The organism is Variovorax sp. 54 (genome assembly GCF_002754375.1).
Taxonomy (GTDB): domain Bacteria; phylum Pseudomonadota; class Gammaproteobacteria; order Burkholderiales; family Burkholderiaceae_C; genus Variovorax.
Genome location: NZ_PEFF01000001.1, coordinates 2,248,748 through 2,275,661, shown reverse-complemented (window position 1 = coordinate 2,275,661; position 26,914 = coordinate 2,248,748). Strand labels below are relative to the sequence as shown.

Sequence of the window (26,914 nt, the reverse complement as noted above, 5' to 3'; positions counted from 1 at the left end):
GGGACGAATCCGAAGCCCGCACTGTAGAAGTCGCAATCAATGATGTAAATTGAAGATTGTTCCAGTTTCAATAACCAGAAGGCATTGAAAAAGTCCCCCGCCGAGCTTCGCCAGGATTTCGTGCGCAACGTGCAGTTGCGGCACCTGCGCGCCTTTGTCGCGGTCGCGCAGGAGCGCCACCTGGCGCGCGCGGCCGAGCGGCTGGCGTTGAGCCAGCCGGCGGTGTCGAAGACGCTGTCGGAGCTCGAGACCGTGGTCGGCACCCGCCTGGTGGAACGCAGCCAGGCCGGCCGCCGCGGCGTGCAGGGCCTCACGCCGGCCGGCGAACAGCTGCTGGCCCACGCCCTGCGCGTGCTCGAAGCGATGGACGCCAGCGCGCAGGCCGTGGCCCCGGCCGCGGGCGGGCGCATCGAGCGCCTGCGCATCGGCGCCTTGCCCAGCGTGGCGCCCGCGCTGTTGCCGGTGGCGCTGGCGCGGCTGCGCGAGGGCTGGCCGGCGGTGCAGGTATTGGTGAAGAGCGCGGCCAACGCCGTGCTGCTCGACGAGCTGCGTGCCGGCGAGCTCGATCTCGTGGTCGGCCGCATGAGCGATCCGCGCCTCATGGGCGGCCTGAGCTTCGAGCTGCTGCACACCGAGCCGCTGGTGTTCGCCGTGCGCGCCGGCCATCCGCTTGCACTCAAGGCCGCGCCGGTGCAGGCGGTGCTCGACTACCCGTTGGTCGTGTACGGCGAGGGCACGGCCCCGCGCCACAACACCGAGAGCTTCCTGTCGGCGCGCGGCCTTGCGCTGCCGCCCAACGCCCTGCAGACGCTCGACGTGGCGGTGGCGCGTGCGCTGGTGGCGGTGTCGGACGCGGTGTGGATCACGCCGCTGGGCGCCGCGCGCAGCGAGCTGGCCGACGGCCGCCTGGTGCGCTTGCCGATCGACACCACCGGCACCGAGGAGCCTGTCGGCCTGCTGCAACGCAGCGAGGCCGAGCCGTCGCCGTTGCGCGCCGCGATGGCGGGGCTGCTGCGCGAAGCAGCGAAAGCGCAGGGCGCGTTGCCGGTGCGCAAAGGAACAACCCCGCGCGCGACCGGCTGAGGGTTCGTCAGTCCTTCGTGGCGCGGCGCTGCACGCACGCCACGTAGCCATCGCCATCGGGCGGGCGCCCCGCGCGCTGGCTCTCCCACATCATCTGGCCGAGGCAATCCATCGCCTCATGGTGCGCATGCAGCAGCGAACCGCGGCGCGCGGCCAGCAGCTCGACGGCCTGGCGGATGCCGCGCGGCTGGTCGATGGAGCACTGCTCGCTGATCGACAGATGCATCGACAGATGCAGGAACGGGTTCTCGCGGCCGTTCGATCCGTCGTAGACCCGCGCCACGGCCGCGTCGGCGTCGATCAGGTCCTCGTGGTACTCGGGGTGCTCGTCGATCCAGCCGGCCGCGATGGTTTCCAGCGGCTCCATCGGCAGACCCTGCCGGTGCTTGGCGTACACGTCGCAGAAGAAGCGGCGCACGTCTTCCTGGGAGGGATTGAACATATCTAGATAGAGGAGAGAAGAAAGGGAGAAAAAACGGGCGGCGCGGTCTGCGCGACGGGCCTGTGGAAAGTGCGAGAGACGTGTCCGGCGTTCCGGGTACGTGGCGTTACATCGTTACGTAACGAATCGCGAAATGAGGTCTTTGTGAGCGGTTTCGGCGTTCGGCATGGGACGCGGTTTTCAGAAAAATTCTCATACAAATCAATCACTTGAAGCGCCGTTGGCGCGGCATTGGCACCGTGGCGGAAAAGCGGCACGCAAGTTGCCCCTGTAGATGCATCTTTTGTCACAGAGGCTGCCATGACCGCTCCACAAGCATCGACCGTTTCGACCGAAGGGCTCTCCGCCAATGGCGCTGCGCCCGTGCTTCTTGCCCAAGCCACCGTCACGCCGCTAGGCGCGCCGGGCATGAGCGCCGGCGCCTCCGCCGCGCCTGCGGCCGTGGCGTCTTCCAGCGTGGGCACATTGTCCAATGCTACGCCCGGCGTTGCAGTGATGCGCGAGGGTGTCCGCATTCCGGTGGACGGCAATCAGACCCTGATGGCCGGCGACCGCGTGATCGTGCCGGACGGCGGCCAGGCCAACGTGCTGTTCCCCGGATCGGCCTCCAACAAGGCGCCGCTGGCCGGCGTCTTCACCAGCGGCACCGATGCAACCATCGGCTCGACCAAGCTGCCCGGTGGCCTCGAACAAGTGAATGTGGATGTCGCCTCGGGCGACCTGCAAGTGACCCCGCCGGACAGCGACGCCGACGCGGCCGCACTGGCCGTGACCAAGAAGACCGCAGCCGGCAGCGGTATCGGCCTCGGTGAATTCGCGCTGGGCGCCCTGGGCGCCGTGGCGCTGGGCGCCGCGCTCAGCGGTGGCGGCGGCGACGGTGGCACCACCGGCTTCCCGCTGTTCGTGGGCGGCCCGGGCGGCGACTCCGATGCGGACGCCGATTCGGACTCGGATTCCGACTCCGACTCGGACAGCGATTCCGACAGCGATTCGGACTCCGACAGCGACTCGGATTCGGATTCGGACAGCGATTCGGATTCGGACGCCGACTCCGACGCAGACTCGGATTCAGACGCCGACTCTGACGCCGACTCCGATTCAGACGCCGACTCTGACGCCGATTCCGACTCGGACGCTGACTCCGATGCCGACTCGGATTCGGACGCCGACTCCGATGCGGATTCCGACTCCGACGCCGATTCCGACGCGGATGCCGACTCGGACGCCGATTCCGACGCGGATGCCGATTCCGACGCGGATGCCGATTCGGATGCCGACTCCGACGCAGACGCCGATCACCTGCTCGACCCCGCCGACGGCATCGTGGGTGGCGTGCTCGACGGCGTGGACGACGCACTCGGCCTGGGCGGTGCGCTGAGCCCGGTGACCGATGTGGTGGACAACGTGACCGACGTCGTCGACGACGTGCTCGCGCCGCTGCTCGGCGAAGAGTTCCAGGCCAACAACCCGAACCAGCTCGACCCGGTGGACAACCTCGTGGGCAGCATCACCGACCCGCTGGGCGGCACGCTGAGCCCGATCCTCGATCCGCTGCTGGGCGCCGGCGCCGCAGGTGCCATCACCGGCGGCCTGCTCAACCAAGTCGACTACGTGACCGACGCGCTCAACAACGGGCTCGAGAACCTCATCGGCAACAGCGGCATCGTCAGCGGCCTGACCGACGCCCTCGGCCTGGGCGGCGTGACCGACCAACTGCTGGGCGACGACGGCGCGCTGGGCGGCCTGCTGCAGAACGTGATCGGCGAAGGCAGCCTCGTGCAGGGTCTGCTCGCTGAAGACGGCCTGGTCGGCGGCCTGCTGGCACCGGACGGTGTCGTGGGCGGCCTCATCGGCGAAGGCAGCGCGGTCGGCGACCTGCTGGGCAACGTGCTCGGCGGCGACGGCCTCGTGGGTGGCCTGCTCGGCGACGGTGCCCTCGGCAACCTGACCGGCGGCCTGCTCGGTGCAGATGGCCTGCTGGGCGGCCTGCTCGGCGACGACAGCGCCCTGGGCGGCCTGCTGGGTGACGACGGCCTCGTGGGCGGCCTGCTCGGCGGCGACGGCGTGCTGGCCGGCCTGGCCGGTTCGGAAGGCCTCACCGGCGAACTGCTCGGCCAGGGCGGCCTGGTCGACAACCTGCTCGGCCAGGACGGCGCACTGTCCGGCCTGCTCGCCGACAGCCCGCTGGGCGGCCTGCTCGGCGGCGACGACGGCCTGTTGGGCGGCGTGCTCGGCGGTGTCATCGGCGAAGGCGGCCCCCTCGGCGGCCTGCTCGGCAACGACGGTCTGGTCGGCGGCCTCCTGAGCGACGACGGCCTGCTGGGCGGTGTGCTCGGCAGCGACGGCCCGCTCGGCGGCCTGCTGGGTGACGACGGCCTGGTCGGTGGCCTGCTCGGCGATGCCGGCCCCATCGGCGGCCTGCTCGGCAGCGACGGCGTGCTGGGCGGTGTGCTCGGCGACAACGGCCTGGTCGGCGGTCTGCTCGGCGGCACCGGCCCCATCGGCGGCCTGCTCGGTGACGACGGCCTGCTCGGCGGCCTGCTGGGCGACAACGGCCCACTGGGTGGCCTGCTCGGCGGCGACGGTGCCGGCGGCCTGCTCGGACCGGACGGCATCGTCGGTGGTCTGCTGGGCAATGACGGCCCCGTGGGCGGCCTGCTCGGTGAAGAAGGCCTGGTCGGCGGTCTGCTGGGCGGCGTGCTCGGCGGCATCGGCGGTGGCGGCACCCCCGGCACCGGCGCGGCGCTGCTCGACCCGGCTGACAGCGTGGTCGCCGGCCTGGCGAACGGCCTGAACAACGGCGTGCTCGGCGACCTCGGCCTGGGCGACGTGCTGGCCCCGGTCTCGCAACTGACCGACAGCCTGACCGACACGGTCGACGGCCTGCTGGCCCCGGTGCTCGGCGAGAGCTTCACGCCGAACAACCCGAACGTGCTCGACCCGGCCGACGGCCTCGTCGACCAGGTGACGGACGGCGTGGGTGGCTTGGTCAGCCCGGTGGTCGACCAGCTGCTCGGCGCCGGCGCGACGACCGGCCTGCTGAACGCAGTGGACACGCAGGTCGACTTCGTGACCGACGGCGTGGCCCACCTGATCGGTGGCGACGGCCTGCTGGGTGGTGTCCTCGGCGGTGACGGCGGTCTGCTCGGCGGCGTCCTTGGCGGCGACGGCGGCTTGCTCGGCGGCGTGCTGGGTGACGACGGCCTGCTGGGCGGCCTGCTTGGTGGCGACGGTGGTCTGCTCGGTGGCGTGCTGGGTGAAGGCGGCCTGCTGGGCGGCGTCCTCGGCGGCGACGGTGGTCTGCTCGGCGGCGTGCTGGGTGACGACGGCCTTCTGGGCGGTGTCCTCGGTGGTGATGGCGGCTTGCTCGGCGGCATCCTGGGTGACGACGGCCTCCTGGGCGGCGTCCTCGGTGGCGACGGCGGTCTGCTCGGCGGCGTACTGGGTGACGGTGGCCTCCTGGGCGGCGTCCTCGGCGGTGACGGCGGTTTGCTCGGCGGCGTGCTGGGTGACGACGGCCTTCTGGGCGGCGTCCTCGGTGGCGACGGCGGTCTGCTCGGCGGCGTGCTGGGTGACGATGGCCTCCTGGGCGGCGTCATCGGTGGCGACGGCGGTCTGCTCGGCGGCGTGCTGGGTGACGGTGGCCTCCTGGGCGGCGTCCTCGGCGGTGACGGCGGTCTGCTCGGTGGCGTGCTGGGTGACGGCGGCCTGTTGGGTGGCGTCCTCGGCGGCGTGACCGGCGGCGACGCCGGCGGCTTGCTCGGCGGCATCCTCGGCGACGACGGCCTGTTGGGCGGTGTCCTCGGCGGCGTGACCGGCGGCGACGCTGGCGGTTTGCTCGGCGGCATCCTCGGCGACGACGGCCTGCTGGGCGGTGTCCTCGGCGGTGTGACCGGCGGCGACGCTGGCGGCTTGCTCGGCGGCATCCTCGGCGACGACGGCCTGTTGGGCGGTGTCCTCGGCGGTGTGACCGGCGGCGACGCTGGCGGCTTGCTCGGCGGCATCCTCGGCGACGGCCTGCTCGGTGGCGTCCTCGGCGGTGACGGCGGCCTCCTGGGCGACGTCCTCGGCGGCAGCGAAGGTGGTCTGCTCGGCGGCGTCCTCGGTGGCGACGGCCTGGTCGGCAGCCTGCTCGGTGCGGACGGCCTCGTGGGCGGCCTGCTCGGCGGCCTGACGGGCGGCGCCGAACCGGTCGCCGGCATCCTGGAACCGGTCACCAGCATCCTCGACGGCGTGACGGGTGCCACGGGCTCGGCAGGTTCTGCCGGCTCGCTGGTCTCCACGGTGGTCGACACCGTGACCCATGCGGCTGCCCCGGTGACCGACATCCTGGCCGGCACGCCGGCAGCCCCGGTGGCCGCGGTCGTGACCGGTGTGCTGGACACCGTCGAACACACGGTGGCCCCGGTGCTCGACAACGTGCTCACCCCGATCACCAGCCTGGTCGACCACAGCAGCCCGGCCGGTGGTGCCCTGGCACCCGTGACCAACATCCTGCACGGCCTGCTGGGCTGATCCAAGGGACACGCAGAAGGAGGAAGGGAAACCTCGATAGCAGCAGACAGGGACAGGCCGACAACGGCCTGTCCCGCGAAAGGACCGTCATGAACAAGAATTTCCGGATACTGGCCCTCGTGGCCATGGGCGCAAGCCTCGTGGCCTGCGGCGTGCCTCCCAAGGGCGGTCGCGACGACGCGACCTACTACTACTCCAACAAGAGCGTGCGCGAAGCGCCCAAGCCGGAGCCGGCGCCCCCACCGCCGCCGCCGAACGCACCGGCGAAGATCGTCTACTTCGACTTCGACAAATACGACGTCAGGGCGGGCGACCGCAGCATCGTCGAGGCCCACGCGGGCTACATGCGCAACCGGCCGGCGAGCCGGGTCGTGATCGAAGGCAACACCGACCTGCGCGGCGGCCGCGAATACAACCTCGCGCTCGGCCAGCGCCGCGCCGAGTCCGTGCAACGCATGCTCACGCAGATGGGTGTGCCGGGCGAACGCATCGAAGCCATCAGCTGGGGCATTGAAAAGCCCGCATCGCTTGCCACCACCGAGGAGGGCCATCAGCTCAATCGTCGCGCCGAGTTCAGCTACCGCTGAATCGGGAGCACGCGATGATTTCACGGGCGGCTTCCGGTCCGCGATCACGTCATCCAAGCGAGAGCAGATGACGGACGCGACCGGCCTTCGCCCGCATTCGACCGGGGCCGAATGATGTCCTTCTCAGACCAGCTCCACGCCTGCCACGAGCGCCTGGTGTCCGTGTGCGCGGCGTTGCCTGCCCCGTACCCGGCCTTCACGCTCTTCTTCTCGGTGAGCGACGGTTCGCAGCGTGCACATGTCGTGCACGCGCGCGCCGACGACTTCGAGACCGCCTGGCGCGAAGGCGCCGACCTCGTCGAGCGATGGGTGCGCGAGCGCGGCATCGTCTCGCCCTGGCTGCGCATCGACTGGGTCGAGGGCGCCAGTCCCATGGACTGGACGCAGTTCAAGACCCAGCTCACCGCGGTCAAGCGCAACTACTTCCGGCTCGGCCTGGCCTTCGACCAGGACTTCGGCTTCGCCTTCACCGAGCAGGAGCTCAACGCCAACGCCATGCTGTGCGGCGATTCGACCATCGCGCATTCGGTGGTGAACGTGCGCAACTTCGATGTGTATGCGCAGGCCCGCTTCGAGCGCACGCTGCCGCTGGAAGAGTCGTCGGAGCGCACCGTCTATCTGCTGGCCACGGTCGGCGTGTTCTGCCAGCCCGACGGCGTGGTGCACAAGCTCGTGGGCACGGGGCTCGACGCGGGCCGCCGCCAGCTGCCGGCGCTCAACCCCCAGTCGGTGCTCGAGTTGGTGCGCAGCGGCTCGTCATACCTGGCGCGCCAGATGCAGAGCGACGGCCTGTTCGTGTACGGCTACTTTCCGTGCTTCGATCGCCGCATCCCGACCTACGACGCGATGCGCCACGCGGGCACCGTGCACGCCATGCTCGAGGCCTGGGAGCTCACGCGCGACGACACGCTGCGCGCGGCCATCGACCGCGCCATCGACCACCTCACCGACGCGCTGATCCGCGACTACACGCTGCCCGACGGTCGCGAAGTGGCGTACCTTGTCGACACCGGCGGCGAGATCCGCCTGGGCGGCAACGCGGCCTGCGTGCGCATGTTCGTGCGCTACTGCGAGCTGATGGAAACGCGCCACTGGCTGCCGCTGCTCGAGAAGCTCGCGCTGGGCATGGTGGCGTTGCAAGACCCGGCCAGTGGGCGCTTCGACCACGTGCTGCACGCGGCCGACCTCACGCTCAAGCAGGCCTCGCGCGTCATCTTCTACGACGGCGAAGCGGCCTTCGGCCTCATGCGCCTGTATGGCCTCACGCGCGATCCGCGCTGGCTGGCCGCGGTCGAGAAAGCCTTCGACCATTTCATTGCGAGCCAGCACTGGCAGTCGCACGACCATTGGCTCAGCGGCTGCGTGAACGAGCTCACGCAGTGGAGCCCGCAGGAGCGCTACTTCCGCTTCGGGCTGCAGAACGTGGCGGGCTACCTGGACTTCGTGCTCGACCGCAAGACCACCTTTCCCACGCTGCTCAGCCTCATGCTGGCGGCGCAGCAGATGCTGCAGCGGCTGGAGAGCATGCCCGCCATGCGGCACCTGCTCGACGAGCTGGACACCGAGAAGTTCTACCGCGCGCTCGACTACCGCGCGCACTACCTGCTCAACGGTTTCTTCTGGCCCGAGATGGCGATGTACTTTCGTCGGCCGTCCACGGTCGTCGGCGCCTTCTTCGTGCGGCACCACGCGTTCCGCGTGCGCATCGACGACGTCGAGCAGTACGTGACGGGCTTCGCCGCCTACCACCGCTACCTGCTGGACCGGCGCAGCCAGCCCGGCGGCGCGGGCCCGGGGGGCAGCGGTGGCGGCAACAGCGGCTCGCGCGACGACGGCGCCGTGTGGACCGCCAGCGAGATGGCGCGCGTCACCGGCGGCGAGTGGGTGGTCAAGCCCGAAGACGGCTGGCGCGCCACCGGCGTGACCCAGCGCACCTTCATGCGCAAGGGCCGCGTCGTGTTCGAACACCAGGCCCGGCCCTCGAAGACGCCGCTGGCCGCCGTCACGCTCAAGGGCGTGCTGCAGCCGGCCGCGGCCGTGCTGTGCACCGACCCCAAGCCGCACCTGGACAAGCGCGTGCCTGTGCTGAAGGTGCCCAACGTGCTGCAGGCCGTGCTCGAGCTGGGCGACCATGCGCGCACCGAGTTCACCGGCCGCGTGTGCGGCGTGCTCGGCAGCGGCGCGGGCAGCAGCACCGTGGCCGCCATGCTGGCCGGCGCGCTCACCGTGTGGGGCGAAGTGGCGCAGCCCGAAGGCAGCATCAGCCTGCCGTCGGGCGTTGCGTGGAACCTCACCTGCATGCCGCGCCATGCCGCCTACTGGGTGCTCGAGATGGGCACCTCGCACATGCCCGCATCGGCGCAGCTCATGCGGCCGTCGCTCATCGTGGTGACGGGCATCTCGGCCGCGTCGCAGAAGCACCGCGGCCCGTCGGAAGCCGCCGCGCGGCTCGACTGCCGCATGTTCCAGGCCATGGCCGCGGGCGACCGCGTGGTGCTCAACCGCGACATGCCCGAGTTCGCCACCTTCGCCGAAGCGGCCATGGCGCACCAGCTGCAGATCGTGACCTACGGCGAGCACAAGGACGCCGACGTGCGCCTGCTCGCCTTCGACCACGGCGAGGTGCAGGCCGAGGTGGCGGGCGAGCCCTTTCAGCTGCGCCTGAATGCGCCGGGCCGCCACATGGGCGCCAGCGCCGTGGCCGCGCTGGCCGCGTTGCAGGCGCTGCGCCTGCCGCTGGCCGCCGCCGTCGAACCCTTTGCGCACTTCGAGCCGCCGGGCGGACGCGGTGCGCTGCACACCATTCACATCGGCGGTGGAAGCTTCAAGCTGATCGATGAAACCTACGACGCCAACCCGAGTTCGATGCGGGCGGCGCTTGAGTTGCTGTCACAAGCCCCCTGCGAGCCTGCGCGCCGGGTGGCCATTTTGGGCGACATGCAGGAGCTGGGGCCCGCGGCGCAACGCCATCACCTCGATCTGGAGGCCGAGTTGCTGGCGTCGCAACCTGACCGCGTGCTCCTGTGCGGACCCTTGATGCGGGCGCTTCACACGCGCATCCGCACCAAGGTCCGCTCCCATTGGTTTGTCGATGTGTCCGACCTCTCCACCGCACTCGGCGGGCTGCTGCAACCAGGCGACTGGGTGCTGGCCAAAAGCTCCGCCGGTGTCGGTCTTTCCCGGCTCGCCCGGGTTCTGAAAGCACTGCCATGAGATGGAACGCACTGGTCCACATTCCCTATGAATCCGAGCGCGAGGCACCGCCGCGGCGCTGGTGGCTGGGCTGGCTGCAGCTGCTGTGCGCGTGGGTGCTGCTCATGCTGCTATGCGCCAACATCGCCCTCGTGTTTGCCGAAGGCCTGCCGGGCACATCCGGCCGCACCGCTGCCCACAGTTACACCCACAAAACGATGAATTGCACGCTCAGGGAAAACGCCGCGCCACAAGGAACGCGCGGCGTGGAATCGACCGGTTCGGCGCAGGTTCGCGCACACCGATGCTGAGAGGCGTCGGAGGCGAATTTCTGCCTTGTAACGATCGGGTAACAGTTGATAATGGGGCCGGCGTCGTTGCCCGACGGATCGGTCTTTTTCCATGATCAAGTTCCTCTTGCCCAGCCAGCTGGTTGCCGACAGGCCGGAAACTCCCGGCGCCAGTCCGTATGCCGGTGCGTTGAACGATGCGTTCCGCTCGGCCTACCCGCTCGTCAAGAGTGCGGCGTGGCTGTCGCTGCCCATCAGCCTGTTCGGGCTGCTGCCCTCGATCTTCCTGCTCCAGGTGTATGACCGCGTGCTCTCGCGCAGCGGCGTTTCCACGCTCGCGGCGCTGGTGTGCGGCATTCTGTTTTTCCTGTGCATCGAGTTCTGGCTGCGCACGCGGCGTTCGCGCCTGCTGCGCAACGCGGGCGCGACCGTCGACCACGGCGTGTCGAGCGCGCTGCTGCACTCCATGCTCGGTCGCCCGCTGCGCGCGCTCGAGGCGCGGCCGGCCTCGTCCTGGCAGCTGTACTTTCGCGACGTGGGGGCCGTGCGCGGCACCGTCACCGGCGGGCTCGCGCAGTCGATCTTCGATTTGCCGATGGCGATCTTTGCGCTGGTGGTGATCGGCATCGTCGCGCTGCCGGTGCTGCCGGTGGTGGTGGCCTTCCTGGCCATCATGTCGTTCCTGGCCTGGTGGTGGGCCGACGAAGTGCGCGCCGGTCGCGTGGAAGAAGTGCTGCGCGGGCGCGGCCTGGACCGCATCACCTCCGAGATCTGCCATGCGCGCGAGACGCTCAAGGCGCAGTCGAACGACGGCCCGACCATCGACGTCTGGCAGCAGACCTACAACGCCTGGCTCAGCGAGAGCTTTGGCAAGAACGGCCAGATCGAAACCGCGCGCGACGGCACCACCGTGCTGCTCACCGTGTTCTCGGTGATCGTTGTCACCGTCGGCGCCATCTCCGTCATGCAGCAGTGGATGACGGTGGGCGGCCTCGTCGCCTCCAACATGCTTGCGCTGAAGGCGCTGCAGCCGGTGGCCGGGCTGGTGTCGAACTGGCGCTCGCTCGCCACCGCCAAGGAAGCCGCCAAGCGCCTGGAGACCGTGCTCGGCGAGCCGGTCGAGAAAGCGCCCACCGGCATGGCGCTGCCGCAGCCGCTGGGCCGCGTCACGCTCAAGGACGTGAGCTTCAGCTTCACCGAAGACGCGCCGCAGCCCGTGCTAGAAAACGTCGACCTCGACATCGGCCCCGGCGGCCTGCATGTGATCGTCGGGCGCAACGGCGCGGGCAAGTCGACGCTCGTGAAGCTGCTGTCGGGCCTGTACACGCCCACGCACGGCGTGGTGAGCATCGGCGAGTACGACCTGTCGCAGTTCGGCCGCGAAGAGCTGTCGCGCTGGATCAGCTACCTCTCGCAAGAGGTGTACTGGTTCGGCGGCCCGCTCGTCGACACCATGCGCCGCGGTGCGCCGGGCCAGAGCGACGAGCAGATCGTCGCGGCCTGCAAGCTCTCGGGCGCGCACGACTTCATTTCGCGCCTGCCCGACGGTTATCGCACCGTGGTGGGCGAGGGCGGCACCGGCTTCTCGGTGGGCGAGCGACGCAAGCTCGCGCTGGCCATGAGCTTCCTGCGCAAGCCCTCGGTGCTGGTGCTCGACGAGCCCAGCAACGACCTCGACTTTCAAAGCGAGCGCAACCTGCTCGCGACCATGCTCGCGGTGGCCAAGGTGCGCACCGTGGTCGTGGTCACGCATTCGCTGCGCATCGTGTCGGCGGCCACCACCGTCTATCACGTCACCGGCCAGGGCAACGTGGAGATCGGCTCCGCCGCCGTCATGGTGCCCAAGCTCTTCGGCGTGAAGAAGCCGCTGGTGGCGCTGAGCGACAGCGAGGACGGCAGCAGCAACGGCAATGCCGGCGTCGCCACCGCCTCGCGCTCGATGGCCTGAGCGACTTGCTTGCTTGATCGATTGATTGACCGACTGACAGACAGAGACAGGGGTACGGGATTTTGAAACCAGACTTGCCGCAGGTGCTTCAGGGCGAGAGCGAGAAACAGGCGGCGCAGACCACGCCGCAGGGTCGGCGGCGCCAGTGGATCATCGGCGGCGCGGTCGCGGTGCTGGCGGTGGTGGGCCTCGGTTTTCCGATGGAAACCGTCGTCGTCGCGCCGGGCCGCGTGATCCCCTCCGACCGCGTGAAGTCGATCCAGCACTTGGAAGGCGGCATCGTCAGCAACGTGCTCGTGAAAGAAGGCGACAAGGTCAAGCAGGGCCAGTCGCTGGTCGAGATCGACCTGGGCGGCAGCGGCCTGAACTTCGAAGAGCTCACCGCGCGCAATGCCGCCACGCAGGCCACCCGCGTGCGGCTCATTGCCGAGAGCCGCGGCCAGCCACTCAAGCGCGATTCGTTCGATGCAGACATCGACGAGGCCGTGCTCGAAGGCGAGGTCGGTGCCTACCAGGCGCGCGCGCTCGAACAGCGCGGCGTCATGGCCGGCGCCGTGTCGAACCTGGAGCAGGCACGCAGCAAGCAGCTCGAACAGCAGGCCAAGGTCAAGGGCCTGGGCGACCGGCTGGAGCTGATGCAGAAAGAACAGGAAATCTCCGAACAACTGCTCAGCGAAAAACTCGTCGGCCAGGTCGAGGTGCTCGAGAAGCGCCGCCAGGCCGAAGGCGTGCGCAGCGAACTCGCCGTGGCGCGCCAGGGCGTGATCTCGGCGCAGGCTGCCATCACCGAAGCACAGGCCAAGATGGCCGAAGCCGAGGGCCGCTTTCGCCGCCGTGCCTCGGACGAACTCGCCACCGTCGAGCGCCAGTTCGCCAGCCTGAGCGAAGACCTCGCACGCGCCCGCACGCAACGCTCGCGCACCATCGTGAAGGCGCCGGCCGACGGCATCGTGAAGGGCTTGCGCAGCGGCAGCCCCGGCTGGGTCGTGAAGCCCGGCGAATCCATCCTGGAAGTGGTGCCCGACGAAGACGAGATCATGGTCGAGGCGCGCCTCAACCCGAACGACCGCGGCTTTGTCGAAGTGGGGCAAGAGGCGCGCGTGAAGATCACCGCCTACGACTACCTGCGCTACGGCGCCGTCGATGGCAAGGTCAAGCTCGTGGCGGCCGACGCCGACCGCGATGCTGCCATTGCCAACGGCACGCCGTACTACCGGCTGCTCATCAGCATGTCGCAGTCGCACGTGGGGCGCAAAGAAAACCGCATCACCGCCGGCATGGAGTCTGAAGTCGACCTGCGCGTGGGGACCGATCCTTTCATCTGGTACATCCTGCGGCCTGTGCTCAAACTGCGGCGCGAAGCCTTCCGCGAACCATGAGCAAGCCCGTGTTGCCGGGCCGGCGCGCGCGCATCGCCCCGGGCGTGCTCTGCGCGACCCTGTGCGTCAGCATGGCGTTGCCGCCCACCGCGTATGCCCAACAGACATCCGCTGAACAGGACGAGCCACCTGCCGCGCTCGCGTTCTCGCGCCGCCTGTCTTCGCCTTCTCTGGGCGCCGCGAGTTCTGCGCAGCGCGTGAAGCAGGCGCTCATTGCGCTGTCGCAGGAATACCCCGAAGTGCTGACCGCACAGGCCACCGCCAGCACCAGCAGCTTCGGCGTGGACGCGGCCCGCATGGCGCGCTACCCGCGCTTCAAGGTCGGCACCTCGTCGGGCACCTACAACAGCGGCGCCAAGGATGCGCAGAGCCAGAGCTACACCGTGCTCACCGCCGAGGCGCGCGTGAGCCTGATCGACGGCGGCGCCATGAGCGCCACGCAGCGCGCCGCCGAATTGGCCAACCAGGCCGACGACGAAGCCGTCGTCACCACCTCGCAGAAGGTCGTGCTGGACGCGCTCACCGCCTACCTGCAGGTGCAGCGCTTCGACCTGAAGAAACAGATCGCACACCGCGCCACCGAGGTCGTGGCCGAACTGTCGAAGGCCGAGGCGCGCCGCGTGGCGCTCGGCGTGAGCGGCGACAACGACCTCAACATGGCCGCCTCGCGCCGTGCCCTCGTGGCTGCGCGCGAGTCCGACTTCGAGGCCCAGCGCGACGAGGCGCTGGCCAAGTTCCGCAACTACTTCAAGTTCTCGCCCGCTCCCGAATCGCTGCCCGTGCTCGCTGCACCGACGCACTGGCGCATTGGCTCGCAGGAAGAAGCACTGCGCCGCGCCGAGGCGCGCAGCACCGAACTGGCCGAAGCCCAGGGCCGCGTCGCGCGTGCGCGCGCGCTGGTCGACCAGACCGAAGCCAGCCTGTACCCCACGCTCGACGCCGTCGTTGTGAAGAGCAAAGACCCGCGCGGCGTGTCGCCGCAAGACCCGACACGTGCTGCGTTTGAGTTGAACTGGAACTTCGGCAACGGCTTCGACCGCCAGCTGAAACTCAAGGGTGCCCTGGCCGAAGTCGCGAACCAGGAAGCCAAGATGGAGGGCGTGAAGCTCAACCTGATGGAGCTCACCGCGTCGTCGTGGTCGCGCACCGTGGCCGGCCGCGAACGCGAGCGCCAGTTGATGGAAGCCGTCAGCACCTCAGGCCAGGCCTTCCGCGGCCGCCGCCGCCTCATGGAGTTCGGCCGCGAGACCCTGCCCAAGGTGCTCGATGCGCAACTGGACTACTACACGCTGCTGTTCGACTACATCGACGGCGTGTTCGACCTGCGAATTTCGGAGCTGCGCCTGGCGCGCACCACCGGCGAACTGCGCATCGACCCGATCGGCGCCAACAACTGGATCGACCGCATCTTCGGCCCCCCGAGCCGCAATGTCCTGACCGAGGACGGGCTGCTGGGTGCGCTGTGCATCTCGAGCAATACGACCTGCGCGAGCGAGCCTGTGGTCGATCGCTCGCCAGGAGCATCGTTTGCGAACCCGCCGCTGCGCAGGACGACGCGTCTCGGAATCAACTGACCCACGAGGCAAGCGACAGCGAAGCCCCTTCGCGAAACACCGAGGAACCGGCTCTGCCGGGCCTCAGGTGTTGCCCCCGGTAGGGGGTTGGCGAAGCGACACGAAGTGCGCGCAGGCTGGGGGTGAGCTCGGTGCTCGACACGAAGTGCCGCGCAGCCTGGGGGCGAGCTAAGTCTCTTCGGGGATGCCTGGTTCGCCGTCGAGGATCTGGTACTTGCGCATCTTTTCCCACAGCACCTTGCGGCTGATGCCCAGGTGCTGCGCGGTGTCCTGGCGCTTCCAGTCGTTGATCTCCAACGCCGCGATGATGCGATTGCGCTCGCTGCTGTTCCAACCCTTGCGGTCGCCATTCGCATCGAGTGCGACCCCCGTGCCGTTGCGATCGGTAGCGAGCGTGGCCGGTGCCGGCGTGCCGCGTGTGAGCGCGATCGCGCGCTGAATCAGGTTCTGGTCCCAGGCGTGCAACTGCCGCGCGATCACGCCTACGCGCTCCGCGAGGTTGCGCAGCTGCCGCACGTTGCCCGGAAAGTAAGTCTCGGCCACCGCATCGCTGAGCCAGTGCGGCGTTTCGCCCAAGGCTTCGAGCTCGTCGCCCAGCACGTTCGTCAGCAGCGCCTTGAAGATCGCGATCTTGTCGATCTCGCCGCGCTCTTCGAGGCTCGGCACATGCAGCTCGATGACCGCGAGCCGGTAGAACAGATCGGCCCGAAACTCGCCGCTCGCCACCATCTCGCGCAGATTGCGGTTCGTCGCCGCCACGAGCCGGAAGTCGACGCGAATCGGCGACGTCGCCCCCAACCGCGTGACCGCGCTGTCTTCGAGCACGCGCAGCAGCTTGACCTGCTGGTAGCGCGGCAAGTCCCCAATCTCGTCGAGAAACAGCGTACCGCCCGTCGCCTGCTCGAAGTACCCGCGGTGCGCGTGCACCGCGCCCGTGAACGAGCCCTTCGTGTGGCCGAAGAACAGCGACTCGAACAGCCCATCTGGAATCGCGCCGCAGTTCACCGCCACGAACGCGCCCTTGCCGTACTGCTGGTGCCCGATGTGAAGTTGTTGTGCGATGCGTTCCTTGCCGACACCGGTTTCGCCGCGCACCAGCACCGGATGGTTGCAGTCCGCAAAGGCACCCACTTCGGCCAGCAGCCCCTTCATCGCATCGGAATGCGCCACCAGCATGTCGGGCGCCTGCGGCGCGACATCGCGCGCACGCAGCTGGCGCACCAGCTTGGCCACCATCGTGCGCAGCTCGGCGCAGGTGAAGTCGTAGGGCAGGACGTGCAGGTACTCGGGCGGATACGTGCGCGAATCGCGCTCGCGCGAAGCCGCAGCGACCCAGATCACGGGCATGCCTTGCAGCAGCTCGGTCGCGTGCGGCAGCCCGCCGCCGTCGATGACGGTGACGCTGATGATCGCGACGGATGGGCGCAGCGCGACACCACGGTCCTGCGAAGGCGGCGGCAGGCCATCGGCCCGGATGACTTCCACGTCGAAGCTCGCCATGCACCGCGCAATGCGGTCGAGGATGTCGGCTTTGCCTTCCCAGACAAAGAGGTCGAGTTCGTCGAAGTTGGAGGGGGAACTCATGAAGATAGAAAGACGGAATGTGTTGTCCCAGACCGCACTGGCGACGGCTGTCGAAGATCAAAAAACAAGTTCGGCCCCGCGCGTGCATGAAAGACGAGCACCGATATCGGCTTGGGCCAACTGAATGCCCAGAGCATTCAACAGGGCATTGACCAATGAATCCAACAGCGGGGAAAGCAGCGTGGTCACGAGATCCTGAACAACGCTCAGAGCGCCTTGGATAAGTTGTGTCGCCGTGCCGATCAGGTTACCCAAGTGGTTAGGAGCCGAAGGGTTGTAGGTGTAGGTTTGAAGTTGAAGCCCGCTCAATGTCTCTGACAAGCTTCCAACGATGTCCGTGGATGAGAGCGAGTAGTAGAGAGGAGGTGCGTTCAGCTCGGGCGGGTTCTGATAAGTGTGTGGTGCAGAATTTCCAGCGACCGACGTATCAACCCTGAGCCCCGTTCTGGAGTACTTTTCCCACGGGTCACAAGCGAGGCCGAGTGCGTAGCATTTTCTGGTTTCTACATCTATGACAGGGATTGGTTGAACGACAGGTATTGCTCCAGTTTTGAGAAGAGCTGTGCCGTCAGCGTCCGATATCTGACCCACCCGAAGCTCAGCTGCCGTGACCCGGGATTGAACTGTGAGACTGGTGGTTGTTGGGGATGTGCAGTTGACCCCAATTACCTTTGACTTTGCCGAGGCCACGTTCAAATTGACACTGATTCTTACGGGACTGTCTGGCACTAGGCGGATTCGCGTTTGCGTGCAGCTAAGGCAGAGAATGGCCTGCAGATCCAGGCTGAGGACATTATTCAAAAGGCTCGTAACTGGAGTGAGCAAGTCCGTCACCACGTTCAAAAGGCCCGTAATGCCAGAGAGCACGGGAAGATCAGCCTGGATCAGCGAACGTATCTGCGCTGTCTGAACCTGGATCCGATCAGGGCCATCAGATGCGAGTTGGGCCAGTTCAGGATTGCCGATCGCAGAGATCTGGGGTGCCTCGACGACTTGAACCTGGGTTGTGACCGAGGCGATGCCGGGAACGGTGATGGGAAGGCTCGCAGCGACTGCGTGTTCCTTGTTCGCGAGTTGGATCATGCCTTGAACCAACTGGAAGATCTGAAGGTCTGTCTGCAATCCCGCGGCGTCTGTACCCGTCTGTACACCCAATAAGTCACCAAGCTTCAGGAGCGGTTGCGCCGCCGCGGCGTTGGCCTTGATTCGGATTTCATCCAATGCCGTGATGACAGCGGTTGCAGTACTCCCGCTGCGGTTCAACGCTGTGATCATGGCTTGCAGCAGAACGCCAGCAGAAACTTTTGTATTGAGGACTTGATCGTATTTTCCGGCGCCGATTTGAAGGTCTATTGCGATTTGATCAAGATAAGAAAGGAGACTGATGTTGGTGTTCAGAAGCCCTCTCCAGCCGAGAATGTCGACGTTGAGACTGCTACCGAGCAGGCCGCCCAGAACCGCGTTGAGCAATGCGGATCTGGAGGAATCAACGCTCAAAAGGGTATTTCGAATGTTCAGCACGGCGCGCGGATTTTTTTGCGCTGCCAATGCTTCGACTTCGATCTTCCGAGCCTGATTTCCGACGATTCCACTAAGAAGAAGCGGGGGAACTCTGCTGAGATGTACGCGAACGGCGTTCAGCTTTTCTCCGGCGTTTGGGGCGCCAAAATGAGGGGCGATTGCTCGTTGGATAGGATCCCACCGACCGCACTCGATGTTGGCGGCGGTCAGCGGTGCGATGCCGCCTGGAAGGTTCAAAGCAGCGTTTGCTACAGCGGCTGTTTGCGCGCTCGTGCAACTACCCGGTTCGAGCGCTTGGGCCCCGGCCAGCGCGGCGAGATCCGCAGTTTTCTGAAACTCCCGCTTCAGAAAAAACATGTATCCAAGTTCGGTGCCAATCAATGTCAGAACGATCAGACCTATGGCGATCGCCGTATTGATCAGGATGGACCCCCTTTGTCTCAAGTTTCGAGATGCTCGCCAACTTGGACGTATGGGATGTGCGCTGAGTGGTGAGTTCATGCCGTAAGTCCCCTAGGTTTTGCGCGCCGCCGTTGCCTGGGTCTTGAGCTCACTGGGCATCCAGCGACTGGTATCAACCAGTGGAATTGTGGGCAGAAGACGGTTCGCGCCATACGGATACTTGACTTTGACCACCACCTGAGTGCCTGGAAGGTCGACTGTGACGCCGACGTTGTTGGCGATCCAAGTTCGTCTGGCGGCGGTATTGGCGTTCTGCAGACTTGGCACAACGAGCGATTCCGCCAGAGAGTCGCGCACGACATCAATGATGTTTTGCTGCAGCTCGGTCGATGTCGGACGCATGGATGCCACGCGAGCACCATCTTCTGCCGCGCGTGCAATCGCCTGTTGGATATAGAGGACAGCGCCGAAGGTCGCGATGCCGTAGAGCACCAGGATGAGCATCGAAAAGACCAACGCAAACTCGATGGCCGCAACTCCGCGCTGGATGCGGATTGCACCGCCTCGTCGCGTCAAGATGAAGCGCGTGCGGACGTTCATGGTGATCTCCCGTCCAGCAGCATGCTGGCACGACCGACCAGAGTATCGGGGGCTGCGAAGCTTGGCAGTGGTGGAAGGACCGCGCGCAGTCCGTCGAGCCTGACCGTGACGACCATCTGACAGCGTTGAGTCCACAGGGCTGTGCAGGTTCGAGTCGCAGCAGTGCAGTTGGTCGTGCCGACTTGGCACGCCGTGGCCGTCACCGTCGGTGCCACTGGCAGCCAACCGCTGGCTCGTTGTCGTGCAATCTCCCGTGCTTCCGTTTCGCGCGCGGGAAGAGTACTTTGATAGCGCAGGGCGGCGCGTGCGCCATCCTCAGCTGCATTCTGAAGTCCGAAACGGAGCGTGAAGATGATGCCGTAGCAGATGATGGCGTAGAGCACGGCGAAGAAGATCAGGAACACCAGCGCGAACTCGATGGCATAGACCCCTCGTTGTCCGCGAGCCGGTACGCCAGCGTGGCCGATTTTCATGGGGCTTGCGATCCGAGGGCTCATGCTTGATCCACGCAGGCTTGGGACGTTGCCGGTCAATTGCCGGTCTTTGTCTTGACCGTCGAATTGAAGTGCTCCGGAATCGGATGCTCAAAGCTCTTGAGGTAGCGCTCATAGCTTCGATACGCGATCGGGCCGGGTATTGGACGAGGCGTGGGCGATGCGATGGCCGCTGTGCGTTGCCAGTACATCAGCGATTGCGTGGCGTCGCCCACTTGAAGCTCCGTAGGATCAGCCGGATTTTCGGGGGGGACGAGAGGGCTCGATGATTCCGGTTGAATGGGGGCACTCCCTGTTCCAGAAGATTGGGCAAGTCCGGGAGAACCAAAACCGACGAGGGCGGCGGCGATGCAAAGGCGTTGGCAGAGCACGCGGCTTTTTGAAGAGAAAGGGCTCATGGTGTACCTCGCGAAAGTGAGATGGATGGCAAGGCTGTCGCTGCGGTCGAAACAGGCTCGGAATCTGGAGTGGAGATCGTCCTGGGTGACTCGCGAAGATTGCTGGACCAGCGTGAACGCTTCAGCGCCAGTGGCGTCGTTCCATCGTCAGGCGTGCTGGGCGTGCCGGCGAGGGCAGGGAAAGGCGAATTGTTTCCAAGCTGCGAGGGTTTGGTGTTCGGGAGTTGCCGTGCGGCATCTCGTATCGCGGCGCGTGTCGCCGCGGGCATGCGACGAGCCTCCATCAGCGCTGCAGCCTGCTCCTTCTGTCCGCTGGCCTCAAGGTAGAGCGCCAGATTGGCTTGCGCTTGGGAATTGTCCGGCTGAAGCTGCATCGCTTGCATGAGTGGCAAGCGCGCTTCAGCGATACGGCCGGCGCGCAAGTTGGCGTAGCCGAGATCATTGAGGAGCACGGCGTCTGTCGGACTGCGTTGTTGTGCCTTCTGAAGATAATTCACCGCTTCGGCAAAGTCGGCCCGCGCGCCAGCCAGCAGTCCGAGGCCATGGTAGGCGGCACTTTCTAGTGGCGTTCCGCGCAGTCGGCCGTAGAACTCTTCGCTTTGAGATAGCTGCCCTGTGTTACGCAGAGCATCTGCCCGGGCACGATGGGTCTCAGGCGATGAGCCCCATCGCTGTTCGAGTGCATCAATATGTGCAAGTGAGGCAAACCAGAGACCCTCGCGTTGCATCTGCTCGATCAATTTTAGGTAGGTCCCCTGCGAGTCGACATTCGCACCGGCTTTGGACGCAGCCGCGTCTTCTGCGGCCATGCGCTGCTGGGCTTCGAATGCGCCGAGATACTGGTCCTTCGGCGCAGCGCAACCCACGATCAGAAGTGTGAGAACGAGGCTCCCGCCTATGCCAGCCAGTCGCCAACCAGATACACGCGATCCTTGGCGACGGCTCGCAGCATTGCTGTAGCAATTTTTCATTTGGTAAGTGCTCCTACCGATCGGATGACTGCGAGAAAGCCTGGCCCAGCCGTCACGATGACCAGAGCCGGAAGCAGAGTCGTCACCATGATGCCGGTCATCTTGACGGTGATCTTTCCAATGCGTTCCTTCATCTCCGAGCGCCGATGCTCTCGCAGTCGCTCGCTGAATTGACGCAGCGGCTCTTGCACCGCACCACCGTGGCGATCCACCTGCACGAGCAGGGAAACAAGGCCGCGAAGGTTCTCGTTGCTATGCAGCGTGGCCAGGCGCTGCAGAGAGTGCTCGCGAGTCCGTCCCCGACTGTATTGCCGATTGGCAATAGTGAGCTCGTGGCCGAGTACGCGTAGCACGTGCGAGAAATCTGTTGCCATGATCTGCAGGCTTTGGTCGAGACTCAAGCCAACGCCCTGCAGTAGACGAAGCAGGTCGACGAAGAGAGGTAGTTCCTGAGCCACTTTTTCACGTCGTTTCCCGGCGTACCAAGCCAACGCCCATTTGGGCGCCATGAAGCCGAAAACGAAGGAGCAAGCCAGCGTTGCAATGCCGGAGCGCTCCGAAGAAGTGGCTACACCGAATACATAGGCAAGAAGCGGAAGAAGGAGGGCGAGCACGATGCGGGTCACGAGAAACGCCAGTTGGGCTCGCTGGGTCGAAAGTCCGCACTGATCGACCAGCCGACGGTCTTCGTCCGTCACCAAGGCTCGGCCAACACGCGTGTTCAGCCAGTGCAAAGGTAGGTCGATATCCGAAAGAATGCCTGCTGCTTCAAGAGAATCCTGCAAGGGCTCGACAGTTTCCGTGGGCTGCGTCGCCGCTCCTCGAAGTATCGCGCGGCTGATGGCTTGACTGCGGCGAGCTCGGAGGAACTCATTCGTGATCAGCGAGCCAGCCACAACTAGAAATGCGACGGCGAGCAGTGCCAGGCTCAGGGTGAGTAGTTGGACTGGGGTGAAACTCATGTCAACCTCGCCAAGCGATAGAGAAGTACGGCTCCCAGCAATTGCAGGCCAACCGCACCGAAGACCAGCATCTGTCCTGTGCTGTCTTGCCACATACGCATAAAGTAGTCGGGGTTCAGCATCACGATCGCTAATCCAACGCCCACAGGAAGCACACCGAGAATCCACGCGGAAAGTCGTGTCTCGGAAGACATAGCGACGAGTTCGTGTTCGGCCTGTTCGCGATCACGCATGAAGTTGCCGACACGCTCTAGAAGGAGGTCGGAGCGCCCGCCATAGCGGACGCCAAGTCCCAAAATCGAGGCGAGAAGATATATCTCTTCAATGCGTGCGTAGGTGGCGGTCTGGTGTAGAGCGCGATCGAGGTCCATGCCAGCGCGCACCAGACTGGCTGCGCGCTCAAGGTAAGCGCGCAGAGGTGCATTTGTTGTCGCGATGGCTAGCTGAAATGATGCTTGTGTGGAGTTCCCTATGGTGATCAGACGAACCATTGCATCGATATACGGCGGAAGCTGGCTGATCAGTTGGCGCCTGTGCTTCTGCAGTCGAAGCCAGATCGCGAAGACTGCCAGGATGAGCAGGAGGATCAGCGCTCCCAGTGCCGTCGGTGGGCCCCCGACGCCCGCCGCTACCGCACACAGCCCGCCAATTGCCAGAAAGCCAAGTACCAGCGTGCGCGAGGAGATGACGCCTTCGAGCCACCCGGGAAGAAGCGCCTGCAGTCGGCCTTGTCGAGGTGCGGCTGCTGCCTCTGCTGTTGCGGCGGCGGTCCAGGGGTCGGTCAGAAGTCCACTTGTGTTGTCGACCGAAGGACTTTGCAACGGCATGACCTCCGGTGCTTCGGTTTTGGTGGGGGCATGAATTTGCTGAGCCAAATAGCGATCGGTTGTTCGCCGAGACTTGAGCTTGCCCGACCATTGCCACAGCAGCAGTCCTGCTGCTGCGAGCAACAGGGCGATTGCAGCCATGACGAGCATGGCCTCACGCACGTTGGTCTCCCTGATGGCGGGCCAGCGTCTGCCTGAAGCGGGTAATCTTTGGGGAGTGAGGAGCGATGCCGAGCGACACCCATCGGTCGCGTTCTTCCCCGTCAGGAGAGAGCACAGGTTCGTAGCGATACAACTCCTGCATTGCTACGACGTTGTCGTTAACGCCCGTGACTTCACTGAGCGAAAGGATGCGGCGCTGACCTCCCGACAGTCGACCAATTTGCACGATGAAGTCGATGGCATTGGCGATTTGTCTGCGCAGACTCACTTCGCTGCCTTGGTACCCCGCAAAGCCCGCGAGCATTTCGAGCCGATAAAGACACTCACGCGGTGAACTCGCGTGGATCGTTCCCATCGAGCCTTCATGGCCCGTATTCATTGCCTGCATCATCTCGATCACCTCGGCACCGCGGACTTCTCCAACAATGATGCGGTCGGGGCGCATGCGCAAGCTGTTGCGCAGCAAATCTCGGATTGAGACCACGCCTGTGCCGTCGAATCCACCGGGTCGGCTTTCGAGTCGGACCACATGGCTGGTTCTCAGCGAGAGTTCCGCCGTGTCTTCGATCGTGATGACGCGCTCGCTCGAGGGGATGAAGCTGGCCAATGCATTGAGTAATGAGGTCTTGCCGGAGCTGGTGCCGCCGCTCACGAGGATATTGCAACGTGACCGAACCGCGATCTCCAGCAGTTGCGCCATGCCTGCATCGAAAGTGCCGAGTTTGACAAGGTCGGCAGGTGTGAGTGGGTCCTTGCGAAACTTGCGGATCGATACTGACAAGCCGTCGATGGCAAGCGGTTCGATGATGACGTTGATGCGGCCTCCGTCGGGGAGGCGGGCATCTACCATGGGATTGGCCTCGTCGAGCCGACGACCGAGCGGCGCGAGAATACGCCGCACGATTCGCATCACGTGTTCGGAGTCAGTGAAACGCAGCGATTCGCGCTCCAGAATGCCGTGGCGAGACACGTAGACGTTCTGGTAGCCGTTGATCAGGATGTCCTCGACAGCCGGATCGTTCAGCAGGTCCTCAAGCGGGCCGAAGCCCGCGAGTTCCTTCGTGAGTGCATCAGCAATGAGCTGCATCTCACGGTCGTTGATTGGCACACGCCGTAGACGCACGAAGCTGTCTACTTCGAGTTCGACAAACTGCTGGATCGAAGCGCGAGACCAACGGCCGAACTCCGCGCCCAGCTCCTCGATGCGACTCAACAGGTGATCGTGCGTCCAGCTCTTGATGTCCTGGAACTGCTGTGAATTGATGAACGCCTGGTCATCGTCGGCAAATTCGATATCGGTGGACATGGGCGGTTCAACCTTGACTAGAGCTCTTCCAGAAGCCGGTGATTTGAGACATCAAAGTCACCCAACGGGGATCTTTGGCGGGCGGTTCGCCCGAGGCGGACATGTATTCATGGCGCAAGCTGCGAGCAAGCCCGGAAACAGCTTGTGAGTACGGGTCATTGCGAGCGGTTCGGATCAGCATCTCGCCACGACTGGCGGCTGCCAGCAGTTGTGTGCCGCGGGCAGGGAGGATATGGCGCAAGGGCAATTCGAGGCGCTCGGCGATGTCCTTGGCCGAAAGGCCGACGTGGCTGTCGAACTTGTTGACCACCAATGAAAGTCGCTCGGTCTCCACGCCGCGCGTCCGTAGCTCCTTGAGCATGCTGGCGGTGGAAACGATGCCACCAATGCTTTGATCACAAACAACCCAGCCGTGTTGAGCTTCTCGTACGGTCTGTGCAACGAAGTCGATGGTGGAGAAGCCTCCCAGATCTGCGATCTGAAAGTCGAAGAAGTCGCTGAGTCGTTTGATCAATGCCACGGAGTCGGCATGCGAGATCTCGCGTATTTGCGTGAGGCTCACGGGAAGCGGGAGTACGGCAATGCCACTGGCATGGTGCGCAAGTGCCGTATGCAGCAGCGTCTGATCGAGACGACGCAGATTTCGCACACCGTCAACGAAGCTGAAGCTGCTCTCGGTGTCGAGATACAGAAGGCCGTCGCGCGCCGGGAGTCCGAGATCAAGCAAGGCGACACCATGTCTCGCGCTCCGTCCGGGTGGCCGAACAGGGGCTTGGCCCAATTGATCGTTCAGGACCATCGCCATGCTGGTAGCAAGTGTTGAAACACCTAACCCCGCACGCGCGCCGAGCAGGGCGAGGGTACAGCCTCGCGTTCCGCCCTGTAGGTTTCCGCGCCGCTCGAGCAGTGCACGCAATGTACTGACCGCTTCGAGTGGCGAGGCTGCCGTGTCGATGAAATCGTCCACTCCCGCACGGAGCGCGGCGAGCATGGCCGCCGGTTCCGTCGAGCTGCCTGCGGCGAGCACGGGAAGCATCGGCCAATCGCGCTTGAGTCGCTGCTGGAGTTGAGCGGCTTCGGCGCTGTGATCGAATGAAAAATCGATGAAGATGGCTGCTGGACTTAGTAGGGCGATTCGCTCGTCGATCGACTTCGCATCTGGCCCGAGCGCGACGACCGAGCCAAGGCGTCCCAGTGCGTCCGTGAGCCATGTGATGTGACTACCGTTGCTCGATGCGAACAAGTAGGTCTCGGTACCCGTTTCCGGAATGCTGTCGCGTGGGGCGTTCATGGCACCGTGGCTGTTCGTGAGAGATGGGGCGTCTGGTCGATCAACGGGAGAAGCCAGGAAGGGCCGTATTTCCGGGCGTGCTCAAGAAAATGGAGCGCCAGACGGCACCATCGCGTTGCTCAGATGCGCCTGGGAGGAAGGGCGCGAGATCGGTATCACGTGCGATCGGCTTCACGAGGTGAGGTGTTACCAAAATCACCAGTTCCTTTTCGCTCATCTGGTACTTGCTTTGCTTGAAGAACGAGCCAAGGATGGGAAGGTCGCCGAGCAAGGGGATCTTTTCCGCATTCGACGAAGTCGTGCGACTCACCAAGCCCCCAATGATGAAACTCTCGCCGTCGCCCAGCTCGACGGTGGTGTCTGCTCGTCGCGTGGTGATGGCTGGCACAGCGACACCGCCGATGCTTAAGGAGTTGGCGTAATCCAAGTCGCTAGCTTCCGGTGCTACTTTCAAAACGATGCGATCGTTGGAAAGTACGGTCGGCGTCAATGTCAACCCAATGCCGAAGGGCTTATATTCGATACTCGTGGTGCCCAGGCCTTGTGGCGCTGGAACAGGCAATTCACCACCAGCGAGAAAGCTCGCGCTCTGGCCAGACATCGCTACCAACGTGGGCTCTGCGAGGACGCGAGCCATGCCGTTGCCTTCGAGGAATCCGACGTTCAATCCGATGCCGGACTTTCCGAAATTGAGCAGCAAGCTGAACGCTTGAGCTAAGGGGTTGTTGTACTCACCGGTAATGGATCCATTCGAAGCAAAGCTTGCGGATTTGAGAGAAGACGGAGTGAAGACTCCGAAGCTGAAGCCACTTGAATTTGCCCGCGTACTGAAGATGTTCAAGCCAGCCTGTTTGAGCACACTGCGGTTGAACTCGACGACCTTGACTTCGACCTGCACCGTGTGACTGCGAACATTAACCGTCGCACGGTCGATGACGGTGGATTTTTCCGACTGGCTCGACAGTACGGTGTCCCGGGCTCGCTGATAGGCTGGGACGCTGTCCTGTGTCCCTTCCAGTTTTGCATCGCGGCGCTGCACTTCGATGGTGTAAGTGGTTGCGGCAGGACGGCCTTTTTCCCAGACCATGAGAGTTGTGCTGCCCGGCGCCTTCCCCGTCACGATCAGACGCGCAGCTGGAGTACCTGGTGCCTTGCGAGTCACAGTGACGCCGGCCACTGTTTCATTTGCGATAGCGATGCGATCAACCCCCTTTTCGATCAACAGCTCCTGCTGTGTGCCGGCAAGCATCGTTAGCGGAGGCGGTGAGGAAGAGGCGGGGGCGCTGACGGCGAGTAGCGGAGACCAGGTGCTGATGGCGAGCATGCAACCGGTCGCCAGTCGACGTGGGCCCGTCATGGAGTGGCGATGCACTGGCTTTTTCATCG

20 protein-coding genes are annotated in these 26,914 nt (G+C 65.2%); 8 read left to right on the top strand and 12 right to left on the bottom strand.

Annotation, left to right across the window (positions count from 1 at the left end):
• Nucleotides 1-84 precede the first annotated feature (84 nt).
• Nucleotides 85-1,083 carry a LysR substrate-binding domain-containing protein gene (locus CLU95_RS10445; RefSeq protein ID WP_257214590.1) on the top strand — a complete coding sequence of 333 codons (999 nt, stop codon included), beginning with the start codon at nt 85-87 and terminating at the stop codon, nt 1,081-1,083.
• Nucleotides 1,084-1,090: 7 nt separating this feature from the next.
• Here CLU95_RS10445 and CLU95_RS10440 read toward each other — a convergent pair whose 3' ends face one another.
• Nucleotides 1,091-1,525, bottom strand: coding sequence for a DUF1841 family protein (locus tag CLU95_RS10440; RefSeq protein ID WP_062482964.1), 435 nt, complete (start codon nt 1,523-1,525; stop codon nt 1,091-1,093).
• A gap of 300 nt (nt 1,526-1,825) precedes the next feature.
• On the opposite strand from CLU95_RS10440, the gene CLU95_RS10435 reads away from it, so the two are divergent.
• The 7 genes from CLU95_RS10435 (at nt 1,826) to CLU95_RS10405 (ending at nt 15,010) form a co-directional block, all read left to right on the top strand.
• The gene (locus CLU95_RS10435; RefSeq protein ID WP_257214589.1) at nt 1,826-6,040 is read left to right on the top strand and encodes a hypothetical protein; all 4,215 of its coding nucleotides are present in this window, start codon (nt 1,826-1,828) and stop codon (nt 6,038-6,040) included.
• A gap of 89 nt (nt 6,041-6,129) precedes the next feature.
• Nucleotides 6,130-6,627, top strand: a complete 498-nt coding sequence (locus CLU95_RS10430; RefSeq protein ID WP_099792857.1) for an OmpA family protein — start codon at nt 6,130-6,132, stop codon at nt 6,625-6,627.
• A 111-nt stretch (nt 6,628-6,738) separates the two neighbouring features.
• Nucleotides 6,739-9,840, top strand: a complete 3,102-nt coding sequence (locus CLU95_RS10425; RefSeq protein ID WP_099792855.1) for a glutamate ligase domain-containing protein — start codon at nt 6,739-6,741, stop codon at nt 9,838-9,840.
• A complete protein-coding gene (locus CLU95_RS10420) occupies nt 9,837-10,130 on the top strand; it encodes a hypothetical protein (protein WP_099792853.1) in 294 nt (97 codons plus the stop codon). The genes CLU95_RS10425 and CLU95_RS10420 overlap by 4 nt, the downstream gene beginning before the upstream one ends.
• A 91-nt stretch (nt 10,131-10,221) precedes the next feature.
• Nucleotides 10,222-12,057 carry a peptidase domain-containing ABC transporter gene (locus CLU95_RS10415; RefSeq protein ID WP_099792851.1) on the top strand — a complete coding sequence of 612 codons (1,836 nt, stop codon included), beginning with the start codon at nt 10,222-10,224 and terminating at the stop codon, nt 12,055-12,057.
• An 83-nt stretch (nt 12,058-12,140) separates the two neighbouring features.
• Complete coding sequence (locus tag CLU95_RS10410) at nt 12,141-13,436, top strand: HlyD family type I secretion periplasmic adaptor subunit (protein ID WP_257214801.1); 1,296 nt, start codon at nt 12,141-12,143, stop codon at nt 13,434-13,436.
• Nucleotides 13,433-15,010: a TolC family protein gene (locus CLU95_RS10405; protein WP_099792847.1), complete on the top strand. Its 1,578-nt coding sequence runs from the start codon at nt 13,433-13,435 to the stop codon at nt 15,008-15,010. The genes CLU95_RS10410 and CLU95_RS10405 overlap by 4 nt, the downstream gene beginning before the upstream one ends.
• A gap of 168 nt (nt 15,011-15,178) precedes the next feature.
• Here the strand turns inward: CLU95_RS10405 and CLU95_RS10400 are convergent, their stop codons facing one another.
• Genes CLU95_RS10400 through CLU95_RS10350 form a run of 11 tightly spaced genes read right to left on the bottom strand, consistent with a single transcriptional unit; the run spans nt 15,179 to nt 26,912 of the window.
• Nucleotides 15,179-16,594 carry a sigma 54-interacting transcriptional regulator gene (locus CLU95_RS10400; RefSeq protein WP_099792845.1) on the bottom strand — a complete coding sequence of 472 codons (1,416 nt, stop codon included), beginning with the start codon at nt 16,592-16,594 and terminating at the stop codon, nt 15,179-15,181.
• Nucleotides 16,595-16,651: 57 nt separating this feature from the next.
• On the bottom strand, nt 16,652-18,616 hold the full coding sequence (locus tag CLU95_RS10395; RefSeq protein ID WP_099792843.1) for a TadG family pilus assembly protein: 1,965 nt from the start codon (nt 18,614-18,616) through the stop codon (nt 16,652-16,654).
• 12 nt (nt 18,617-18,628) lie between these two features.
• Nucleotides 18,629-19,117, bottom strand: a complete 489-nt coding sequence (locus tag CLU95_RS10390) for a TadE/TadG family type IV pilus assembly protein (RefSeq protein WP_099792841.1) — start codon at nt 19,115-19,117, stop codon at nt 18,629-18,631.
• Nucleotides 19,114-19,590 carry a TadE/TadG family type IV pilus assembly protein gene (locus CLU95_RS10385; RefSeq protein ID WP_099792839.1) on the bottom strand — a complete coding sequence of 159 codons (477 nt, stop codon included), beginning with the start codon at nt 19,588-19,590 and terminating at the stop codon, nt 19,114-19,116. The genes CLU95_RS10390 and CLU95_RS10385 overlap by 4 nt, the downstream gene beginning before the upstream one ends.
• Before the next feature lie 56 nt (nt 19,591-19,646).
• On the bottom strand, nt 19,647-20,009 hold the full coding sequence (locus CLU95_RS10380; protein WP_099792837.1) for a DUF3613 domain-containing protein: 363 nt from the start codon (nt 20,007-20,009) through the stop codon (nt 19,647-19,649).
• Nucleotides 20,006-20,980, bottom strand: a complete 975-nt coding sequence (locus CLU95_RS30610; RefSeq protein WP_143605983.1) for a hypothetical protein — start codon at nt 20,978-20,980, stop codon at nt 20,006-20,008. Before CLU95_RS30610 ends, CLU95_RS10380 begins: the two co-directional genes overlap by 4 nt.
• Nucleotides 20,977-21,942: a type II secretion system F family protein gene (locus tag CLU95_RS10370; protein ID WP_099792833.1), complete on the bottom strand. Its 966-nt coding sequence runs from the start codon at nt 21,940-21,942 to the stop codon at nt 20,977-20,979. Before CLU95_RS10370 ends, CLU95_RS30610 begins: the two co-directional genes overlap by 4 nt.
• Entirely contained in the window at nt 21,939-22,910 is a 972-nt protein-coding gene (locus CLU95_RS10365; protein ID WP_257214587.1) for a type II secretion system F family protein, read from the bottom strand. Before CLU95_RS10365 ends, CLU95_RS10370 begins: the two co-directional genes overlap by 4 nt.
• Nucleotides 22,911-22,923: 13 nt before the next feature.
• Complete coding sequence (locus CLU95_RS10360) at nt 22,924-24,237, bottom strand: CpaF family protein (protein ID WP_099792831.1); 1,314 nt, start codon at nt 24,235-24,237, stop codon at nt 22,924-22,926.
• Between the two features lie 7 nt (nt 24,238-24,244).
• Nucleotides 24,245-25,528 carry an AAA family ATPase gene (locus CLU95_RS10355; protein WP_099792829.1) on the bottom strand — a complete coding sequence of 428 codons (1,284 nt, stop codon included), beginning with the start codon at nt 25,526-25,528 and terminating at the stop codon, nt 24,245-24,247.
• Between the two features lie 40 nt (nt 25,529-25,568).
• Nucleotides 25,569-26,912 carry a type II and III secretion system protein family protein gene (locus CLU95_RS10350; protein ID WP_373670028.1) on the bottom strand — a complete coding sequence of 448 codons (1,344 nt, stop codon included), beginning with the start codon at nt 26,910-26,912 and terminating at the stop codon, nt 25,569-25,571.
• Nucleotides 26,913-26,914 lie beyond the last annotated feature (2 nt).

Excerpts from the sequence above, each read along its gene's own strand:
- CLU95_RS10415 (WP_099792851.1), top strand. The coding sequence starts at position 10,222 with ATGATCAAGTTCCTCTTGCCCAGCCAGCTGGTTGCCGACAGGCCGGAA.
- CLU95_RS30610 (WP_143605983.1), bottom strand. The coding sequence starts at position 20,980 with ATGAAAAATTGCTACAGCAATGCTGCGAGCCGTCGCCAAGGATCGCGT.
- CLU95_RS10355 (WP_099792829.1), bottom strand. The coding sequence starts at position 25,528 with ATGAACGCCCCACGCGACAGCATTCCGGAAACGGGTACCGAGACCTAC.
- CLU95_RS10405 (WP_099792847.1), top strand. The coding sequence starts at position 13,433 with ATGAGCAAGCCCGTGTTGCCGGGCCGGCGCGCGCGCATCGCCCCGGGC.
- CLU95_RS10420 (WP_099792853.1), top strand. The coding sequence starts at position 9,837 with ATGAGATGGAACGCACTGGTCCACATTCCCTATGAATCCGAGCGCGAG.
- CLU95_RS10435 (WP_257214589.1), top strand. The coding sequence starts at position 1,826 with ATGACCGCTCCACAAGCATCGACCGTTTCGACCGAAGGGCTCTCCGCC.
- CLU95_RS10370 (WP_099792833.1), bottom strand. The coding sequence starts at position 21,942 with ATGAGTTTCACCCCAGTCCAACTACTCACCCTGAGCCTGGCACTGCTC.
- CLU95_RS10400 (WP_099792845.1), bottom strand. The coding sequence starts at position 16,594 with ATGAGTTCCCCCTCCAACTTCGACGAACTCGACCTCTTTGTCTGGGAA.
- CLU95_RS10440 (WP_062482964.1), bottom strand. The coding sequence starts at position 1,525 with ATGTTCAATCCCTCCCAGGAAGACGTGCGCCGCTTCTTCTGCGACGTG.
- CLU95_RS10385 (WP_099792839.1), bottom strand. The coding sequence starts at position 19,590 with ATGAAAATCGGCCACGCTGGCGTACCGGCTCGCGGACAACGAGGGGTC.
- CLU95_RS10395 (WP_099792843.1), bottom strand. The coding sequence starts at position 18,616 with ATGAACTCACCACTCAGCGCACATCCCATACGTCCAAGTTGGCGAGCA.
- CLU95_RS10350 (WP_373670028.1), bottom strand. The coding sequence starts at position 26,912 with ATGAAAAAGCCAGTGCATCGCCACTCCATGACGGGCCCACGTCGACTG.
- CLU95_RS10380 (WP_099792837.1), bottom strand. The coding sequence starts at position 20,009 with ATGAGCCCTTTCTCTTCAAAAAGCCGCGTGCTCTGCCAACGCCTTTGC.
- CLU95_RS10365 (WP_257214587.1), bottom strand. The coding sequence starts at position 22,910 with ATGGCTGCAATCGCCCTGTTGCTCGCAGCAGCAGGACTGCTGCTGTGG.
- CLU95_RS10390 (WP_099792841.1), bottom strand. The coding sequence starts at position 19,117 with ATGAACGTCCGCACGCGCTTCATCTTGACGCGACGAGGCGGTGCAATC.
- CLU95_RS10430 (WP_099792857.1), top strand. The coding sequence starts at position 6,130 with ATGAACAAGAATTTCCGGATACTGGCCCTCGTGGCCATGGGCGCAAGC.
- CLU95_RS10425 (WP_099792855.1), top strand. The coding sequence starts at position 6,739 with ATGATGTCCTTCTCAGACCAGCTCCACGCCTGCCACGAGCGCCTGGTG.
- CLU95_RS10360 (WP_099792831.1), bottom strand. The coding sequence starts at position 24,237 with ATGTCCACCGATATCGAATTTGCCGACGATGACCAGGCGTTCATCAAT.